The sequence below is a fragment of the Burkholderia sp. LMU1-1-1.1 genome, assembly GCF_040675865.1.
Classification (GTDB): domain Bacteria; phylum Pseudomonadota; class Gammaproteobacteria; order Burkholderiales; family Burkholderiaceae_D; genus Rugamonas.
This window is the reverse complement of record NZ_JBEGHG010000045.1, coordinates 353,794-372,367: the sequence shown is the minus strand read 5'-3', so window position 1 is coordinate 372,367 and position 18,574 is coordinate 353,794. Positions and strand designations below refer to the sequence as shown.

At 60.6% G+C, this 18,574-nt stretch carries 17 protein-coding genes; 8 read left to right on the top strand and 9 right to left on the bottom strand.

Annotated elements, in window-relative coordinates:
* The first annotated feature begins 113 nt into the window (after positions 1-113).
* The 3 genes from MRBLMU1_RS25075 to MRBLMU1_RS25065 are packed head-to-tail and all read left to right on the top strand — an operon-like array spanning position 114 to position 4,451.
* Positions 114-971 (top strand): hypothetical protein, encoded by an 858-nt coding sequence (locus MRBLMU1_RS25075; RefSeq protein WP_363507390.1) that lies wholly within the window; start codon positions 114-116, stop codon positions 969-971.
* A gap of 37 nt (positions 972-1,008) precedes the next feature.
* Complete coding sequence (locus MRBLMU1_RS25070) at positions 1,009-3,147, top strand: peptidase domain-containing ABC transporter (protein ID WP_363507388.1); 2,139 nt, start codon at positions 1,009-1,011, stop codon at positions 3,145-3,147.
* 11 nt (positions 3,148-3,158) lie between these two features.
* The gene (locus MRBLMU1_RS25065; protein WP_363507385.1) at positions 3,159-4,451 is read left to right on the top strand and encodes an HlyD family secretion protein; all 1,293 of its coding nucleotides are present in this window, start codon (positions 3,159-3,161) and stop codon (positions 4,449-4,451) included.
* Between the two features lie 93 nt (positions 4,452-4,544).
* Here the strand turns inward: MRBLMU1_RS25065 and MRBLMU1_RS25060 are convergent, their stop codons facing one another.
* From MRBLMU1_RS25060 to MRBLMU1_RS25030, 7 genes are all read right to left on the bottom strand, one after another.
* Positions 4,545-5,711, bottom strand: coding sequence for a glycosyltransferase family 4 protein (locus MRBLMU1_RS25060; protein WP_363507382.1), 1,167 nt, complete (start codon positions 5,709-5,711; stop codon positions 4,545-4,547).
* Positions 5,712-5,726: 15 nt separating this feature from the next.
* On the bottom strand, positions 5,727-7,619 hold the full coding sequence (gene asnB, locus MRBLMU1_RS25055; protein ID WP_363507379.1) for an asparagine synthase (glutamine-hydrolyzing): 1,893 nt from the start codon (positions 7,617-7,619) through the stop codon (positions 5,727-5,729).
* Positions 7,620-7,711: 92 nt separating this feature from the next.
* Entirely contained in the window at positions 7,712-8,815 is a 1,104-nt protein-coding gene (locus MRBLMU1_RS25050; RefSeq protein ID WP_363507376.1) for a HupE/UreJ family protein, read from the bottom strand.
* Positions 8,816-8,929: 114 nt separating this feature from the next.
* Entirely contained in the window at positions 8,930-10,105 is a 1,176-nt protein-coding gene (locus MRBLMU1_RS25045) for a hypothetical protein (RefSeq protein WP_363507373.1), read from the bottom strand.
* 60 nt (positions 10,106-10,165) lie between these two features.
* Positions 10,166-10,426 (bottom strand): hypothetical protein, encoded by a 261-nt coding sequence (locus MRBLMU1_RS25040; RefSeq protein WP_363507370.1) that lies wholly within the window; start codon positions 10,424-10,426, stop codon positions 10,166-10,168.
* Between the two features lie 10 nt (positions 10,427-10,436).
* Positions 10,437-11,930: a DUF4331 domain-containing protein gene (locus tag MRBLMU1_RS25035; protein ID WP_363507367.1), complete on the bottom strand. Its 1,494-nt coding sequence runs from the start codon at positions 11,928-11,930 to the stop codon at positions 10,437-10,439.
* 116 nt (positions 11,931-12,046) lie between these two features.
* Entirely contained in the window at positions 12,047-14,080 is a 2,034-nt protein-coding gene (locus tag MRBLMU1_RS25030) for a TonB-dependent receptor (RefSeq protein WP_363507364.1), read from the bottom strand.
* 175 nt (positions 14,081-14,255) lie between these two features.
* Here MRBLMU1_RS25030 and MRBLMU1_RS25025 point away from each other — a divergent pair, with 175 nt between their 5' ends.
* From MRBLMU1_RS25025 to MRBLMU1_RS25005, 5 genes are read left to right on the top strand one after another with little or no spacing between them, the layout of a single operon-like run.
* Complete coding sequence (locus tag MRBLMU1_RS25025) at positions 14,256-14,843, top strand: sigma-70 family RNA polymerase sigma factor (protein ID WP_363507361.1); 588 nt, start codon at positions 14,256-14,258, stop codon at positions 14,841-14,843.
* On the top strand, positions 14,840-15,544 hold the full coding sequence (locus MRBLMU1_RS25020) for an anti-sigma factor (RefSeq protein WP_363507358.1): 705 nt from the start codon (positions 14,840-14,842) through the stop codon (positions 15,542-15,544). Before MRBLMU1_RS25025 ends, MRBLMU1_RS25020 begins: the two co-directional genes overlap by 4 nt.
* Before the next feature lie 51 nt (positions 15,545-15,595).
* The gene (locus MRBLMU1_RS25015) at positions 15,596-16,018 is read left to right on the top strand and encodes a PaaI family thioesterase (RefSeq protein ID WP_363507356.1); all 423 of its coding nucleotides are present in this window, start codon (positions 15,596-15,598) and stop codon (positions 16,016-16,018) included.
* Between the two features lie 44 nt (positions 16,019-16,062).
* Positions 16,063-16,542 carry a group I truncated hemoglobin gene (locus tag MRBLMU1_RS25010; protein ID WP_363507353.1) on the top strand — a complete coding sequence of 160 codons (480 nt, stop codon included), beginning with the start codon at positions 16,063-16,065 and terminating at the stop codon, positions 16,540-16,542.
* Between the two features lie 55 nt (positions 16,543-16,597).
* Positions 16,598-17,458 carry a DUF3034 family protein gene (locus MRBLMU1_RS25005; RefSeq protein ID WP_363507620.1) on the top strand — a complete coding sequence of 287 codons (861 nt, stop codon included), beginning with the start codon at positions 16,598-16,600 and terminating at the stop codon, positions 17,456-17,458.
* Here MRBLMU1_RS25005 and cynS read toward each other — a convergent pair whose 3' ends face one another.
* Positions 17,459-17,902, bottom strand: a complete 444-nt coding sequence (gene cynS, locus MRBLMU1_RS25000; protein ID WP_363507350.1) for a cyanase — start codon at positions 17,900-17,902, stop codon at positions 17,459-17,461.
* A gap of 70 nt (positions 17,903-17,972) precedes the next feature.
* Positions 17,973-18,518, bottom strand: a complete 546-nt coding sequence (locus MRBLMU1_RS24995; RefSeq protein WP_363507347.1) for a TlpA disulfide reductase family protein — start codon at positions 18,516-18,518, stop codon at positions 17,973-17,975.
* Between the last annotated feature and the right edge of the window lie 56 nt (positions 18,519-18,574).

The window sequence follows — 18,574 nt, the reverse complement described above, 5'->3', positions numbered from 1 at the left end:
TTTTTTTTATAGCATTCCGTTCGGAATCTGCCAATTTGGCCGGAGAACCAGACCCCACGAATATTACGTTGTCATCACAGGGAAAAAAACCTGAATATGATCGCACACTATGTATGAGCGTAACTCAACCGCTGAAGGAATGGCGGCCCGAACGGCAGGATGAAAAGCTGGTGAGAGACCTTAGCGACCATCAAGCTACAGCACAAATCCGGGGACTTCTTTCACTCGTTAGCGAGGACGTGATGTGGTGGATCAGAATGGGCGACGCCATAGATATTGTTTCACTGCCACGCGCATTTCACGAGTCCAATCACACCGTCGACTTGCAGCTTACACAATGCCAAGGTAATAACGCGTCATATTATTTTGATGGCCGGACATATACCACCAACTTGAAGCGGGGTAGCGTTCCGCCATTCGTTATCGCTGCGGAAAAAATTCCAAAAGTATTCAAGTCTCGGCCATTGGGGCGCTACAGCAATTACTTCGAACGAACTCGTCCTTTACCGGGTAATGATCTCACGATACTTGTGGATGAGTTAAACGCCTATCTCACCGGGGCGGAACTGGAGGTAAACTTGGCCGACACGCATCTGTATAGAGACGCCGTAAAATCAGAAAAATATCAAAGTTATGATGGAAATATTGAAGGCGCGGCGGACTTCATGCTTTACATCCTATGCTATCTGAAAGCGGTGAAAGAGAAAAATCCGGAAGCATATCTGAGAATTAAGGGCAGCGATCAATTCGTTGCTCATGTGCAGCGCTTGTGGCGCAAAGCCGAAAAAGTCTTTAATGAGGCACGGCCTTATGCTACGCAAAACGGAGGTATCTATTTTATTGATCAAAGCGTTTTAGATACCATCTATTCAGAAGGCTACATCACCGAGCTACGCGAGCTCGGCATCCAACCTGGCTCAATGATAAACATTAAAGCTTCCAATCCTGGAAAATCTCAAATGTATCAATGAGGACTTAAGGATCAGGGCGATTTTTGGAGCAGATGTAGTGAAAAAAATTCTTCAGTCGGAGGCTAGCGAGTGTGCGTTGATCTCGTTGGCGATGATTTGCTCGGCATACGGCCTGTATGTCGACTTGCCCGAAATGCGCAGACGCTTTCAAGTCTCGTTGAACGGAGCGACGTTTGAACAGCTGATTCGTTGGGCGACCAAAATGGGGTTCTCCACACGCGCTGTCCGTTTGGAAATAGATGAGCTTTCGCATTTACAGCTACCGTGCATTTTGCACTGGAATCTAAATCATATGGTAGTGCTCAAAAGTGTGGGAAGGGGAAAGGCAACCATCCTCGATCCCGCAATCGGAGAGCGCCGGCTGACGTTGGACGAGGTTTCCGTGTCATTCACCGGTGTGGCTCTGGAGCTGTCGCCCAATGCGGAGTTTGTTGCCAAGGACGATCGCAAGTTTATGAGTTTGAAAGCGCTGACAGGGCGCGTAATCGGCTTGAAGCGTTCCTTGCTGCAGATATTTATTGTATCGGTAGTCTTGCAGCTGTTCGCCATAGCCGCGCCTCTATTAAACCAGGTCGTGATCGATGAGGTGTTTGGTGGCAATGACAAGGATTTTCTACCCGTTCTTATTTTTGGTTCAGCGATCGCATTGTTACTCCAGTCCTTCCTCGGGGTGATCAGAGGCTGGATGATCATGGTGCTGAGTCAAACCCTCTCACTTCAATGGACGGGCAACGTTTTCGATCACATGATGAAATTGCCGATGGTGTATTTTGAACGGCGACATCTTGGGGACCTGTTGTCTCGCTTTGGATCGATTTCGTCCATACAAAACACATTAACAGTTCGCGTAGTCACGGTCACCCTTGACTTTGTGATGGTGGTCGTAGCGCTTGGAATGATGCTGTTGTATTCGCCGTTGATGTCGACTATCGCAATCGCCTCTTCGGCCATGTATGCGGTTATTCGCATCCTTTCATACCACCCCTATCGAGACGCGGCTAAGGAAAGACTCATGCTCTCCGCGCGGACGAATACACACTTCCTGGAGACAATGCGCGCAATCTTGCCGATTAAGCTTTTCGGAAGGGAATACGACAGGATCGCGCGTTGGAAAAATATGAGGGTAGACGTTCAAAATCGCGACGTCCGGACTTCCATCATGAATATCTGGTTTTCCTCCGCCAACACCGTGATTTCGGGGATACAGGACCTGGCGATGGTGGGCGTCGGGGCAATGCAAGTGATGAATAGCGGAGCCAACGGAAACTCCATTTTCACGATCGGCATGTTTTTCGCTTTTACGAGCTATAGCGGCCAGTTCATTGGGAGGTCACTTTCATTGATCGACTTTGCAATTGAATTGAAGATGCTCAATTTGCATTCGGAGCGATTGAGCGACATTGTGCTTGAGAATCCCGAGGTGGACACAGCGCCGGATAGTGATCTGGGTCACCTGAGTGCTGTTGTGGAACTGAGAAATGTGAGCTTTCGTTATGGCGAAGGTGAACCCTGGATATTGAGGGACGCATCAATAACCATACGGCAAGGTGAAAATCTGGCCTTTGTCGGTCCTAGCGGATGTGGGAAATCCACTCTTCTTAAGTTGATTCTTGGCTTGCTGGAGCCCAATGAGGGCGAGGTTCTGTATGGCGGAATCAATATCAAACAACTAGGGTTGCGAAACTACCGCCAATTGATCGGAACCGTGATGCAAGAAGACTCGTTGCTTTCCGGTAGCATAGCTGAGAATATCTCTTTCTTCGATCCCAAAGTTGATATGGATCGGGTGGCCGAATGCGCCAATTTCGCTGCCTTGAGCGACGAGATCCATAGGATGCCAATGGGATTCCATACGTTGGTCGGCGACCTTGGTTCGTCTTTAAGCGGTGGCCAAAAGCAACGGGTCCTTTTAGCACGGGCGATATATAAAAATCCCAAGATAATGGCGTTGGATGAAGCCACGAGCCACCTGGACATTAAAAATGAGAGGATTATTTCCGCGAAATTATCGGAATTGAATCTGATTCGTATCATCGTGGCGCATCGACCTGAGACAATCGCATCCGTCAAGCGGGTGGTGGGTTTGCGCAACGGTAGTATTTTTGAGGAGGTACCTAATACTGATCAAGCCTCCTTGGCTCCGCAGGCCGCTGATGAACAGCTGGTTTTGTGCTAATTGACATTCTTATGGGACTCTTCCGCACAGAAGTTTATGAGCACCGCAAGAAGCAATGGCTGGGCAATATCCAACTTGCCAGACCGGTTTCTTTTTCGATTATTTGTCTATTTTCGGTTGTGATATTTGCTTTAACCATAGCTCTCTTGATGGAGGGAAATTTTACGAGAAAAGCGCGACTGGCTGGAATTCTGGTGCCTGTCGAGGGATCGGCGGCGTTATCGGCGCCGGGCGCCGGCGTCGTGGAGGAGATTCGCTACCACGAAGGCGATATGGTTAAAAAGGGAGACGTTGTTGCGGTGATCGATACTGAGCGACAAAGCATTGTCGACCGCCACATCGGGTCGGATGCGGCGTTGGCGGCGGTGCAGATCGCGTCCAGGGAAAAATCCACCGAGGATGACCGCGTCAATCGAATTGCCCTCGCTCGCCAACGTGAACGCTCGACGACGGACCAGATAAGGGACAGTGCGAACGAAATTAATAAAATCGACGAAGAAATCGCATTGCAGAAAAAGCGAGTGGATCTGGTTGGCAAAATGCTCGAGCGTTACCGGACGCTGAAAGATGAGGGATTTTTCACTGAAGCACAACTGCAAGCCAAACAAGATGAGGAGCTTGAACTGACAGCGCGGATGAGCACGTTGGAACGCAGCCGTCTGGGGTTACTTAGAAATAGCGAGGCGATGCAAGCTGAGCAGAGAGCGGCAAGAATGGAATTGATGTCGGAGCTTGCGCAATCCGATAGAACGTTAAGTAGCTTAAAGCAGGAGCGTATGGAGATGCTCTCGCGGCGAACCGTCGTAATAACTTCACCGAATAACGGTAGGATTGCTGGGCTTAGTGTTCAAGTGGGGCAGTCCGTCCATGATGGACAATCGCTGGGAACGGTCATTCCTACAGATCACGGCGTTACAAAGTTGCAGGCTCAGCTATACGCGCCCAGTAAGACCGTAGGCTTTGTGCAGCCGGGCCAGCAAGTCTATGTGAGATATGCTGCATTTCCATATCAGAAGTTCGGTCTTTATCAAGGCGTCGTTAAAAGCATTTCCACTACGCCGTTTGCCATCAATGAGTTGCCTGCGAACTTGGCTCAGCAGGTTGCCGCGCAGTCGGGCAATAACGAAGCCTTATATCGCATCGACGTTGCGCTGCAAAAACAAGATATCACTGTGTTCGACAAGACCATAGCGCTTCGGCCCGGTCTGGCGTTGGAGGGGGACGTACGGCAGGAAACTCGTAAGCTTTGGGAATTGCTTTTTGAGCCGCTCTTGAGCGTAAAAGCGCAGGTAGAGGCACCATGATATGCGGCGGAAGTTAGGCGCCACAGACAATGACGACGGACCCGATGGACGCCGCGTTGCATTCACGCCATTTGAACATGTTCGACACCAAAGTTATGCCCTTCGGCGTCGGGGGCCGACATCGTAGGGGTTTTGCGCCTCCGCCAGAATGTCGCCATACAGTGCGACCAGCTTGGCACCTTCGGCATCCCACCGGTATTTGCTTTCGACAGCGCGCCTGCCGTTGCGGCCCATCTCGTCGGCCTCCTCGGGATGCGTCAGCAGGTAGTTGATCGCCTTGGCGATCGCGTTCGGGTTCTCGGGATCGACGCAGATGCCGCACTCGGCGTCTTCGACGATGCCGCGCCACAGCGGGAAGTTCGAGGCGATCACCGGTACCCCCGCGGACATGTATTCGAACAGCTTGATCGGCAACGCGTTGACGAAGTTCGGTTCCGGCTTCAAGGTCACCAGGCCGCACAGACTGCGCGCCATGATTTCCCCCACCTTTTGCCGGTCGACGAAGCCGCACTCCTCGACCTGATGCCAGCCGCGATATGCCTTCAGTTCCAGGCGCAGCGCGGGCGGATCGAACGCGCCGGCCAGCAGCAGCTTGACGGGCACCATCTCCAGCGCCTGCATGATGTACCGGATGCCGCGCATTTCATTGATCGCGCCGACGTAGCAGACGCTGTCGCGCGGGGCGGCGGTCAGCACCATCGCTGGCCCGACGGCGAGCTCGTTGATGGCCGGATAGTTGTGGATCACCGCCACCCGCACGGCGCTCCTGTCGAACAGCGCGCCGATGTGCGGCGTGGCCGCGACCAGGGCGGCGAAACGCCGTGCCGCGAAATGTTCCACCCCGCGCGCGACCGAGCCGATGACGCGGCGCAGCGGCTTTGGTATCCATTGCTTCGAGTGGATATCGGCGCGCAGGTCTTCATGCAGGTCGTAGATGACCTTGCGGCCCTGCCAGCTGAGCAGCAAGCTGTACGGAATCAACTCGGGATCGTGGAAGTGATAGACGTCGGCGTTCAGCGCCTTGGCGGTGCGGTAGCAGCGCCAACCCTGCGCCACCATGCGCCGCAGTCGTCCTCCCGGCAGCGCGGTGAGCGGATGGATCGTGACCCCGGCCACGGCCGCCTCGGCGATCTGCGTCTCGTCGGCGCCGATGACCAGATGCACGTCGAAGCCTGCCTGCGCGAGCGAGACGCACTGCTTGCGGTAGATGCGGATGTCGAGGCCGGGATGCACCGATGAAAAATGGCAGATTTTTTTCATGCCACGGCTCCGTCGCTAAGCCGCCAGCCTGGAGGCCCCGGCCTGCCGACGCGGCACGCGCGTAGGATCGACCAGCCATGCCAACAGCAGCGCCTCGTCGAGCAGGTCGGGATCTTGCGACAGCGACTCGTCCGACAGCAGCGTGTCGAGCTGTCCGCCGCTTTTGAGCTTCCCCTGCAACGCTATTGCGTGATCGAAGATGGCCCCGCGCAGCGCGGCGCCGATGCCCTGAGTGATCCAGTTCTGCGTGACGTCGAAGCCGCGCTTCTTGCGGTTGAGCCGCACCACGTCCGGCACCAGTCCCTTGGCCGCGCGGCGCAGCATCCATTTGCCGTAGCCGTTGGCGATCTTCATCCGCGTCGGCAACGCCAGCGCGAATTCGATCAGCCGATAATCCATGAACGGCAGCCGGGTCTCGATGCCGTAGCCCATCGAGTTGCGGTCCTCGTAGCGCAGCAGGGTAGGCAGGCTCCATTGCTGGATATCTTCTATCTGCCGGTCCGGCAGCGACATGCCGGCCTCGCCCCACAGGTTGTGCGCGCCAGCCTCCCAGTCGAGCAGGCGGAACGCGGCCGCCTTGTTCTTGCCGCCCTTGTAGCGGTTCAGGTTATGCCAGTACATGCGCGCCTGGCTGGCCTCGTGCGCGAGCATCAGGCCCAGCGAATACACCAGCCGCAGCGCGCCTTTCGCCTCGCGCCGGTGCAGCGCTTCGCGCAGCGCGATGACGATGAACTTGCGGTAGCCGCCGAAGATCTCGTCGCTGCCCTGGCCGCCCAGCAGCACCTTGAAGCCGGCGTCCCTGACTTCGCGAAACACGGCGTTCTGTGCGATCGGGCTCATGCCCGAAAACGGCGCTTCCTGGAAGGCCATGGTTTTTTCCAGCACTTCGTACAAGTCCCAGCTGCTGTAGCGCGGCCAGACGTAAGTGACGTCGATGCCGGCGGCCTTGGCCAGCGATTGCGTGCCCGGGCCTTCGGAGGAACGCTCGGACGGCGAGCCGAACGAGAACGCGTGCGTGCGCGCGCCGTAGCGCAGCATCATGCAGGCGATCGACGCCGAGTCCAGGCCGGCGCTTAACGACACCGCGACCGGCACGTCGCTGCGCAACCGCAGCTGGACGGCGCTGTCGAACAGTTGGCGGCATTCTTCGAGCAAGTCGGCGTCGCCGCTTTGCGACATCGCCTCGCGCCGCCGCACCACCGCGTCGCGTAGCGAATACCAGCGGCCTTCGGTGATGCCGATACGTTCGGGCGACAGCTGGAACTTGATCCAGCATCCGGCGCCGACCGCCTTCACGTGTTTGTAGGGTGAGCCCGATTGCGCGGTCTCGTAGGCCTTGTAGCGCACGCCGCGCGCGCAGTAGTCGGTGTCGATCTCGGTGCCGACCATGCTGGCGATGCTTGCGGCCGACGAGCCGAACGCGATGTCGCCATTCGGGCAGCGTCCCCACAGCAGCGGTTTGACGCCGAAGCGGTCGCGCACCAGCCAGAGCTCGCCGGTTTTTTCATTCAACGCGGCAAACGCGAACATGCCGTTGAGGCGCTGCAAGGCATTCACGCCCCAGAGCGCCCATGCGCGCAGCAAGACTTCGGTGTCGCTGCCGCCGTTGAATACTTGCCCGGTGGCTTGCAGTGTTTCGCGGATTTCCCGGTAGTTGTAGATTTCGCCGTTGTAGACGATGGACCAGCCGGACTCGGCATCGAGCATCGGCTGCGCGCCCAGTGCCGACAGTTCGATCACCGCGAGCCGGCTGTGGGCGACGGTGACGGCGTGGCCGTGACAAGCGATCTGCCTGGAGCCGCGCGCATCCGGACCGCGTCCGTCGATGTAGCGAAAGGCGGCGGCTAGTGCGGCGGATGTGTCGCATTGCGGTGCGCCATTGTTGATCATGCCCCATATTCCGCACATGTTTTTGTTCTCGCGATCGATGAATGTGGCGTTGATCGTAGCTGAACAAAAAGACAACGGATGCGAGGTGGGTCAATATCGCGCGTGATCCCTCATACCTGGATATCGAACGCGCGCTCGACGAACCAGACCAATGCCACCAAGGCTATCACGGCCGAACCGCCGGTGAGCACGCGCCGGTAGAGCAAGGTATTTCGCAGCGTAAACGCCAGCGGGAGAAACAGTGCGACGATGCACAATTGCCCAAGCTCCACGCCGAGGTTGAATCCGAACAAGCTCGCCAGCAGCGCCGTCTTCGGCAGGCCAAGATCGATCAGTACGCTGGCGAAGCCGAAGCCGTGGATCAGGCCGAACACGAAGGCGGCGACCGGCCTGCGTCCCCGGAACAGCGGGTAGATGTTGTTGACCGCCGCCAGTATCACCGAGGCGGCGATGGCCGATTCGACAAAGCGCGACGGCAGCGAGACCAGCGACAGGCTGGCCAGCGTCAATGTCAGCGAGTGCGCCAGCGTGAACGCGGTCACCACTTTGAGCACGTCGATGAAGGCGCCGCGCAGATTGTCCGATGGTGCGGCCAGCAGCACAGCCGGCAGCAGCAGCGACAGCAGGAACAAGATGTGGTCGTAGCCGATCCAGATGTGCCATACCCCTTCCTTGATATAGGTGGCGAATTGTTGCCAGCGGTCCGGCGCCGTCAGTGACAGGGTTTGGCGCGCGTGTTGTGGATCGAAGATGGCGGTGGAGGTTTCGCCGTCGTGCGTCAGGCGCAGCAGGCCTTTGTGTTGGGGATCGAGGTCGGCGAAGAGGTGGTAGTCGATGGTTAGTTGCGTTATAGGCTTTTCACAGGTGACGCCGAAGCGCATCACGCTGTAGGCGCCGTCGGTGTGGTCGTCGATCAGTTGGTCGGCGACGCTGATGGTGCATGGGCCGTTCTCGGTCGACAGCTTCAGGCGTTGCAGCGCGTAGGCGGAGATGGCGGTGTGGCGCGCCCGGATTTCGTCCCAGGTCAGTTTGCCGTCGCCGTCCTGATCGAGGCCGATGGCGAAATCCAGGTCGCGCAGGGCGATGTCCCATTGGCCGGTGATGTTATCGCCTCGGGTGGTCAGCGACAGATAACTGTCGCTCGGCTTGTGCGCCTGTGCCGACGATATGGCGCCGAAGATCAGCGTGAGGAGTATGAGTAGGCGTGCCGTCATGTTTAATTTGCTCATAGTTGAACCACGTAGGGCGGATTAGGCGGAACGCCGTAATCGGCCATCGTTTAGCCGTCGACGGCGCATGCATGGCCGATTACGCTTCGCTAATCCGCCCTACGTGGTTCCGTTGGTTAGTTGGCGTATCAGGCGCTGCGCGGCGACGTCCTCGATTTTGTGCTGCGTTACCCAGTCGATGACCGGCTTGGCCGCCACAGCGTCGCGTGCCGCTACCGCCGCTTCCAGGTAGATGCGTATGTCGGCCGGCTCTTTTTGCACCGCCCAGTTTTTCTTCGCCAGCGCCAGTGCGGTAGTTGCATCGCGGCGCAGCATCAGTTCAAACCGCGCTTGCTCGCGCTGGTGCACCGTGTCGCCACGCAGCGCGGCGGCGTTGAAGCGGGCGGCCAGTTCCTTGATGTCCGCAGCCAGTGCTTTCTCCTGGCCGCCTTGTTGCTGCAACGCCAGCGCGCGCCGCAGCAGCAGCGCATCGATCCGCGATTGGTCGCGCAACAGCGTCAGCACCTCGTCAGGCCGTTTTTGCTCCAGCAGGAAGTCGGCGTAAGCGCCCAGCAGGTAGCTATCGTTCGGCGCCATGGCCAGCGCGCGCTTGTAGCGCGCTTCGGCCACGCCGGCGTCGCCGCGACGCTGCGCCATCTCGGCCAGCAAGGTCAACGCCCACTCGCGCAGTTCCTCCGGCGCGTTGGCGCTGCGTTCCAACGTGAGGTCCAGCAGCTGTTCGCTTTTGACCGAGCGGCCCGTGACCGTGCCCACATTGGCGATGCAGGTGACGGTGAGCAGTTCTATCGACAGGTTCGACAAGTGCGCGCAGCTGGCGGTGGTGCCGGCGTAGTCGCCCTGCACCGTTTGCACGGTCGCTTGGGTTAGCCATGCCTGCGCGTTGTTCGGTTCTGTCGCCAGCACGCCTTTCAGGTCCGCCAGCGCGGGACCGAATTGATGGGTACTTTGAAGCAGGGTCGCGCGCAGCAGGCGCACCTGCGGCGGCGGCGCGGCCTGCGCCCACCATGGTGCCAGCGCGGCCTGCGCGTAGCCCAGATAGCGCGGATCGGTTTCGCTGCGGCCCAGCGCGATGTAGCGCTGCGCGACGTTGGTGGCCAGCGCGATGTCGGTCGGCTTCGCGTTCAGCTCCGCGCGCAGGCTGCGCAACTGCTGCCGCACCGGATCGCCACGGCGCGGCAGCGTTTCGATCACTTGTTTGCCGCTGGACGGAATGTAGGGGGCGGCCTGTGCGACAGCGGCCCACAGCGCCAGTGCGATGAGTATTCTTGTTTTCATGGTGACCTCTAAACGGTGGAAAGGGCGGACCATGCGGCATCCGCCCTTGTCACTGCTTGCTTACTTCACGGTCGCCGGTTCTGTGTCATCCGGCGTGGTGACGGCGACAGGATCGGTCGCCGACGGCTCGGTGGTCGTTTCGCTGCCATCGCCGATGAGCGACATCACGGCGGCGAAGAAGCTGTCCACCATACTGACCGGCGGCGTGACCACCGGTGGCGTTGTCGTCGGCGGTGGCGTGGAGGCGATGTGGTCGCTGCCGCCGCCGCAGGCGCTCAGCGCGAGCACGCATATCAGGCTTAGATACTTGAGGGATCTCATGTCGTCCCCCTTACATCTGCGGCGAACCGGCGATCGGCGTTTTCAGGTACGGGAACGAGGCGTTGAAGAAGCTGTCGTCCAGGTAGGCGCCGTCGGTGAAGTGCAGGCCGCCGGCCGGTGCGTCGGCCGGTGCGCAGCCCAGGTTCAGGGTGCACAGTTTGCCCATCACCACGCGCAGCGCGATGTCGACCACGTCGTCGCCCGGACGGCGGCCGTTCGGGAAGCCGGCGTTGTCACCGTCGATGACGCCAAGACGCTTCTGCGCGCCGGCGGCGACGGCTGGCGTCGACGTGTTCAGGCGCAGCATTTCAGACGCGGTGACGGTCGTCGGCTGGTTCAATCCTTTCACGCCGGTGAGGAAGGCCGCCACCAAGTCGTTGCGCGGGAAATTGGTCGGCGCCTTGGCGCCGGCGCTGCCGTACAGGATTTCGATCAGCGCGGGCAGGGTTGGATTGGTGACGTAGGTGGCGAACTGGCCGTCGCCGCCAGGCTTGCTGGCGTTGAAGGTGTCCTTGTCTTTGAGGCCGATGACGACTTCATTGACCAGCGGCGCGCCCAGACGCGATACCTGGGTCCAGGCGCCGCCCTCTTTCGACGGCGAACTGGAATTCGGCGTTGGGTTCAACAGGCGTCCCTGGCGCAGGCTGGCGGTGGTCCAGCCGCCGATCACCGGGTCGGCGCCGGCCGACGCGGTCAGGCACGATGCCGCCACTTCCAGTTCGATCGCGGTCACGTTCTTGGCCGCCAGGTCGTCCTTGGCGCCCTTCTCGGCGCCGGCGGAAAACTCGGTGGCCGGCGCCTTGATGTTGACCAGGTCGAAGGTCTCGCCCAGGTTGACGACGAACGGGTCCTTGCGCTGGCCGACGAACAGGCGCGCCGGCGTGCCGCAGCCCGGGATGTTGACGTTGTAGACGTGGGCGGCGGCGTACGCGGCGTAGTTGGGGATCGACTTGTTGCCGATGTTATCGAGCGGCTTGTCGAAGACGGCGCCGCCGGCGACGTTGGTCACGGCAGCCTTGGTGCCGGTGCGGCGGTCGCCGCGCACGACGTTGACGGTGTAGGTCTCGCGCACGTTGGCGCCGGGGGCGTTGACGCCGGCGATGGCGCCGCCGTTGATCACCAATGGAATCGAGACATCCTTGCCGCCGACGGACAGTTTGGTGTCCTTGTTGGTGTTGGTGAAGCGGAACTGGAACGTCAGGTCTTCCTTGGCGTCGCCGTTGTTATCGATATGGATCTCGTACAGCGCGTTCGGGTCCATGGCGAAGTAGTTCGGACCGCCGTAGGCGTCCTGCAGCGGCACGTAGTCGGCGATCAGGGTGATGAAGTTGGATCGGCCGCTCTCGTAGCTGCGGAACATGTAGAAGTCGGTGGCGTCGACTTTGGGACTTTGCGTGACGAACGGTGCTTCGCGGTGGCTGGATGCCATGGCCGCCGGTGCGATGGCGCCCGCCAGCGTGCCTAGCACGGCAACGCGCAACGCTTGTTTAAAGATGATTTGCATTCTCGATTCTCCCCAACTGGTTGATCTGATTGGACTGCACGGTCATATACGCGGGGCCGATGACGCCAGATTCAGATTCGATAAGATTTTTTTAAAATACTTTGAGAAGTCGTGCGTCAGAAGCTGTGCGACAGCGTCACGCGCCAGGTGCGCGGCTCGACCGGATGCGAGTGGACGTCGTCGACGCCTTCGGCCGGCTCGCCGGGCAGGCGCGAGGCGTAGTAGTAGTCGATGTCGCTGGCGCGGCGGTTGAACAGGTTGAAGCCGTCCAGGGTGAGTTTGGTGCGCTTGTTAATCTGGTAGCCGATGCGGCCGTAGGCCAGCGCCGTCGACGCCGAGCGCACGCTGTTGTCTTCGATGAGCGGGCGCGGTCCGAAGTAGCGCAGCTCCATGCCGCCGAACCAGCGCCCCAGGTCCTTGACCGTCACGCCGAACGAGGCCACTTTGTTGAGCGAGCCGGGCACGCGGTTGCCGGCCGGGCCGTCGCGCCGGTAACGGGCGCGCGAGGTCGACAGGTCCAAATCAAACAGCAGCCATGGCGCGGCGATGTAGTGGTTGCTCCATTCGATGCCGCTGCGGCGGCTGGGGCGGCTCGCCTCGGTGTCGCCGCTGTCGCCGACGTAGACCAGTTCGGAGTCGATATCCAGGGTCCACAGGGACAAGGAGCTTTGCAGGCCGCGTATCAATTCGCTGCGCACGCCCAGCTCCGCGCCGCGCGTGCCCACCAGTGGCGTGGCGCGGTCCGGCGCGAGTACGCCACGGGCGTCGTTGCTGTGGAAGCCGGCGCCGTAGTTGATAAAGTATTCGGTGCCGGCCCACGGTCCGAAGATCAGCGACAGCTTGGGCGATGCCTTGTTCGCGCTGGCGCTGGCGCCATTTACATCGAAGCGGTAGGCGTCGTAGCGCAAGCCGGCGATGGTGCGGAATTCCGGCAGCCAGTAGCTGGTGTTTTCCAAATAAAGGCCGGCGCTGGCCTCCTTGATCCTGTCCTCGCGCACGGTGCTCAAACGCTCGCGTTCGCGCGTGGCGTACAGGCCGATCGGCGACACATGGTCGTAGCGGGTCTGCACGCCGACCTTGTTGCGCACGTCGATGCCGGCGATCTTGTCGAGCCAGGTCTGGCTGGCGTTGAAGCCGCCCATGGTGCGGCGCTCGCTCTGCTGGAACTGGTCGCCGTCGACCGGATCGGCCAGCAGGTAAGTGAAGTTGCTGTACAGATCCAGGCTGGAGCGCACCAGATAGGCCGAGGCCTCGGTGATGCGGCCGTCGACGCGCCGGTGCATGTCCCAAGACAGGCTGGCGCGGGCGGTCTCGCCGCCGTCGCTGGCGTCGAGGCTGCCGAAACGGTCGATCAGGCCGTCGCGCGCGGCGCGTTGCGGCACCTGGTCGGTGGCGTTCCAGCGGTTGCGGTAGGCCATCGCGGTGACGCTGTAGCCGTTTTGCGCGTCGCCATGGCTGTAGCGCAGCACGGCGTTGTATTTTCGCACCTGTTCCGGGGTTTGCCACGGACCGTCATTGCGGCCCAGATCGATGCCATACAGCAAGGTGCCGTCGGCGGCCGCCATCGAGTCGGCCAGCAACGCGCGGCGGTAGCCATAGCGTCCCATGGTCAGGCTGGCGATGCCTTCGGGCAGCCGGTCCGACAAGCGGATATGGGCCGCGCCGGCGGACGAGAAATCGCCCTCGTCGGCGAAGTAGCTGCCCTTCTTGTAATCGATGCGCTGCACCAGCTCGGGGATCAGAAAGTTGAGGTCGGAGTAGCCCTGGCCGTGGGCGTTGCTGCGCATGTTGACCGGCATCGCGTCGACATAGGTGGCGAAGTCGGTGCCGTGATCCAGATTGAAGCCGCGCAGGAAGTACTGGTTGGCCTTGCCGTCGCCGCTGTGCTGCGTGACGATCATGCCGGGCACGAATTCCAGCAGCTCGCCGGTGCGCAGCGCGGCGCGGCTGGCGATCAGGTTGGAGGTCACCGTGCCCTGGCTGGCGGCGTCCGAAGTGCCGACCGCGTTGTCGTAGTGGGCCAACACCGTCACCCGGGTCATGGCCGCCGCACCGGCCACTTCGGCGTCCTCGGCGGCCAGTCCCATGCCACCAGACCCCTGTGCGGCTGCCATTGCCAGCACCGTCGCCATGTTGCGTTTGATCCCCATCGCGTCTCCCGCCCCGAGTGGTAAATTTTTCTAAGTTAGGAAGTTGTACGGAGTGGTAAGCGGTTCGGATTCAATTATTTGACCCGCTAATTTTTGTTCGCGCGGGTGCGGGAGTATGGTATTTTTCACACGCTCGACAGGGTTTCCATCAACGCATTCACTTTCAAGGCGGGCTGTGTCCGACGTCCATACACTCGATCCCCAGCAGTTGCGCGCGTGGCTGCAAGGCGCCGCCAACCGCGATGACGCCGCCTTCCGTTCCCTCTATGACGCCACTTCATCGAAACTGTTCGGCTTCGCGCTGCGTATATTGAACAAGCGCGAACTGGCCGAAGAGGTCTTGCAAGAGAGTTTCGTGGCGATCTGGAACAACGCCGGCAGCTATCAAAGCCATTTGGCCGCACCGATGACGTGGATGACCACCATCGTGCGCAACAAGGCTTTCGATCTCTTGCGCCGCAGCGATGTGACCACCGAAATCGATGGGGAGCAGTTTGACAGCGAGGTTATCAATGCACTACGGGACCCGGGCGCCACGCCGATCGAGGCACTTCAGATGAGCAGCGACGCCAAGGCACTGGCCTACTGCATGTCCGCGCTGGAAGGGCTGCACCGCCAGGTGATCGGCCTGGCGTTCTTCCACGACCTGTCGCATAGCGAGGTGGCGGCGCAGATGGCGCTGCCGATCGGCACCGTCAAGACCTGGATACGCCGCAGCCTGGAACGCCTGAAGACCTGTCTGTCGAAGCGGGAGCAACCATGAACATCCGCGACAACGGACCGCTGCGCGAGAAGCTGGCCGCCGAATACGTGCTCGGCACCCTCAAGGGCGGCGCGCGCCGCCGCTTCGAAGGCTATATGCACAACGACGCGGCGCTGCGCCGCACCACGCAGGAGTGGGCGGACCGATTGACGCCGCTGGCCGAGTTCTCGACCCCGAAGGCGCCGCGCCGCCAGGTGTGGACCAACATCGAACGGCGCCTGAACCTGAAGCGCGCGCACTCGGCCTGGCAATTCTGGCGCAACGAGTCGGTCACGTTCTGGCGCTCGCTGGGCGTGGTGTCGACGGCGTTGGCGGCCTTGCTGGTGGTGGTCATCACCACGCGCACCTTGGACGCGCCGTCGCTCGACTACGTCGCCACGCTGACCGACGAGAAGTCGCAGACCGCGCTGGTGCTGACCGGCGACACCGGCCGCAAGGCGCTGACGGTGCGCATGGTGGGCAACGCGCCGGTGCCGGCGGATAAATCGCTCGAGCTGTGGGCCGTGCCGAAGCAGGGCAATCCGCGTTCGCTCGGCCTTCTGGCCGAGCGCGGCGAGGTCAAGCTGGCGCTGACCAGCAAAGCCATCGGCGACGACGTCGCGCTGCTGGCGGTGACCCTGGAGCCGAAAGGCGGCTCGCCGAATCCGAACGGGCCCACCGGTCCTATCCTGTACAAAGGCGCTTGGGTACGCGTGATGTAAGTTGGTATCATCGTGAGTGTCGGGCATAGCCCTCACTCGCGAAAGACATTCATGGACGCTCAAAAATTCACGCCCGAGTACTTCAACCAGTTCGGCCAGGAGACGCTGCCGTCCCACCTCGGCATCGTCATCACGGCGGTGCGCGAAGGCGAGTTGGTGGCGCAGTTCGAGGTCGCGGCCAAGCACCTGGCGCCGAACGGTTTCCTGCATGCCGGCAGCGTGGTCACGCTGGCCGATACCGCTTGCGGCTACGCCTGTTTCGCGCATCTGCCGGAAGGCGCGCAGAACTTCACTACCATCGAATTGAAGTCGAACCATCTCGGCACCGCGCGCGACGGCGTGGTCGTCGCGACCGCGAAGGCGGTCCATCTGGGCCGTACCACGCAGGTGTGGGACGCGGTGGTGACCAGCCAGGCCACTGGTAAAACGATAGCGTTGTTCCGTTGCACACAGATGGTTTTGTTCCCCAAATAGCTGATAAATTGTGCGGGGACGAAGCCCTCGCACAAGGATATGAAATGAGTCGATTCACGAAGATGGCCGGCATTGGCCTGGGGCTGCTGCTGGCCTCCTCGCTGGCCTTCGCGCAAACACCGTACACCGACGACAAGGTGTATCAGGGCTTGGGCGGCAAGGAAGGCATCAAGAAGATCGTCGACACTTTCATTCCGTTGCTGCTGGCCGATCCGCGCATCAAGGACAGCTTCGCCGACTTCGACATGGAGCAGCTCAATGTGCGATTGCAGGAGCAGTTCTGCGAGTTCGCCGGCGGCCCTTGCAAGTACACCGGCAAATACCGCGACAAGACGATGGACGGCGTCGGCACCGAGCGTGACATGGCGACCGTGCACCAGGATTTGAAGGTCACCAACGCGATGTTCAACGCGTTGACCGAGGATTTGCAGATCGCCATGGAGCGCAACAACGTGCCCAATAGCGTGGCGAACAAGCTGATAGCCAAGCTGGCGCCGATGCAGCGCGCCATCGTGACCAAATGATCCGGCCGGGAGCCACGCAGTGAACAACCATCCCCTGAGAAACATCCTCGCCGCGATGGCAGCTGCTTTGGCTTGCGGCGGCGCGGCCGCGCAGGCGATGCCGGACATGGGCAAGTTCCTCGCGACCGGTGGCGTCAGCCAGGTCGAAGGCGCCGGCGGCGGCGGCATCGTGCCATGGGCGCTGATCTCCGGCTACGGCACGCGCGATAGCTGGGGCGCGAACGCGCACTACACCTACCTCAAAACGCAGGACTACAAGTTGACCAGCTACGGCGTGGCGATGGGGATCGCGGACCGGGTCGAGATCTCGCTGGCCAACCAGGAATTCAAGGGAAGCCTCGCGCCGCTCGACCGGTTGGAGATCAAGCAGGATATCGTCGGCTTGAAAGTGAAAGTCGCCGGCGACGCCGTCTACGAACAGGATAGCTGGGTGCCGCAGATCGCCGTCGGCGCGATGTACAAGAAGAACAAGGGCATCGGTGGCCTGGGCGCGCTGGGCGTGACCAGGGTGACGCAGCTGGGCGCGAAGGACGATCATGGCTACGACTACTATGTCGCCGCCACCAAGATCCTGTTCGAGCAAAGCTTGCTGCTGAACGCCACCTTGCGGTCCACGAACGCCAATCAAATGGGTTTGCTGGGATTTGGCGGCGACCTGCGCGACAGCCGGCGGTTGATGCCGGAATTCTCGGCCGCGTATCTGGTCACGCGCAAGCTGGCGGTGGGCGCCGAGTACCGGCGCAAGCCGCATAACCTCACCGTCGATGACGAGAAGGCGTACTACGACGCCTTCGTGGCCTGGTTCCCGACCAAGAATTTTTCACTGACGGCGGCCTACACGGAGCTGGGGGACATCACCGTTTTCAATCCCAAAAAACAGCACGGCGTTTACCTGTCGGTACAGGCCGGGTTCTGATCAGTAGGATTTGTAGGGCAGGAATTTACCGCTCAGGACCACCTGCACCCGGTCGCCCTTCGGATCTTCCTCGCGCTGGATGTCCATCGAAAAATCGATCGCGCTCATGATGCCGTCGCCGAATTCCTCGTGGATCAATTCCTTGATGGTGGTGCCGTACACGCTGACGATCTCGTACCAGCGGTAGATCAGCGGATCGGTCGGCACCGCCGACGGCAGCGAGCCTTTGTACGGCACGATCTGCAGCCACGCCGCCTCCTCGTCGGTCAGGTCGAACAGCCGCTGCGCCGTGTCGGCCTGCTGGCGGTTGAACGTCATCTGGCCGAGCAGCGCGGCGGTCGTCCATTCCTTGCTCTGGCCGATCTCTTTGGCGATGTCGCCCCACAGCATTTTACGGGCGACTTTGACGGACAGGATTTTTTGCGTGACTTGCTGGCGGTCCATGACGACTCCTTGGGTTGGGATGGTCATGGAGCATGCAAGCGCTGTGCCAGCGCCGGCGGCGTGATGGCTGTTAGCTCTTGAGCGACGTGGCCAGCAGCTTGTGCAGTTCGTCAAAATCCGGCTTGCCCAGATAGCGCTTGAGGATTTTGCCGTCCTTGCCGACGACGAAGGTGGTCGGCGTCATGGAGACGTCGCCGTAGGCCTTGGCGGCCGAGCCGTCCGTGTCCAATGCCACTTTAAAAGGCAGCTGGCGCGTTTCGGCGTAATTGATGACATAGTTGGCGGGATCGTAGCTCATCGCCACGGCGACGAATTCCATGCCCTGCGGTTTGAACTTGTTGTAGGTCTCGACCATTTGGGGCATTTCGGCCACGCAGGTGGTGCACGACGTCGCCCAGAAATTGACCATGTAGACTTTGCCGCGCAAGGCGTCGGCGGGGAGCTTCTCGCCCTTGATGGTGACGAAGGTAACGTCCGGCGCGACCGGGCGCTTGTTCAGCGAGACATAGCCGCCAAAGCCGATGGCGGCGATCACCACGGCCGCCAGCACCGGCTTGATCCAGCCGCGCGACGACGAATTGGAGGAGGTGGCAGCGGAAGTGAGCGTATCTTGCATGATGGAGTCGGGCGCCGAAGAGGTTGTGGCCATTATAGACCGGTATCCCCGACGAC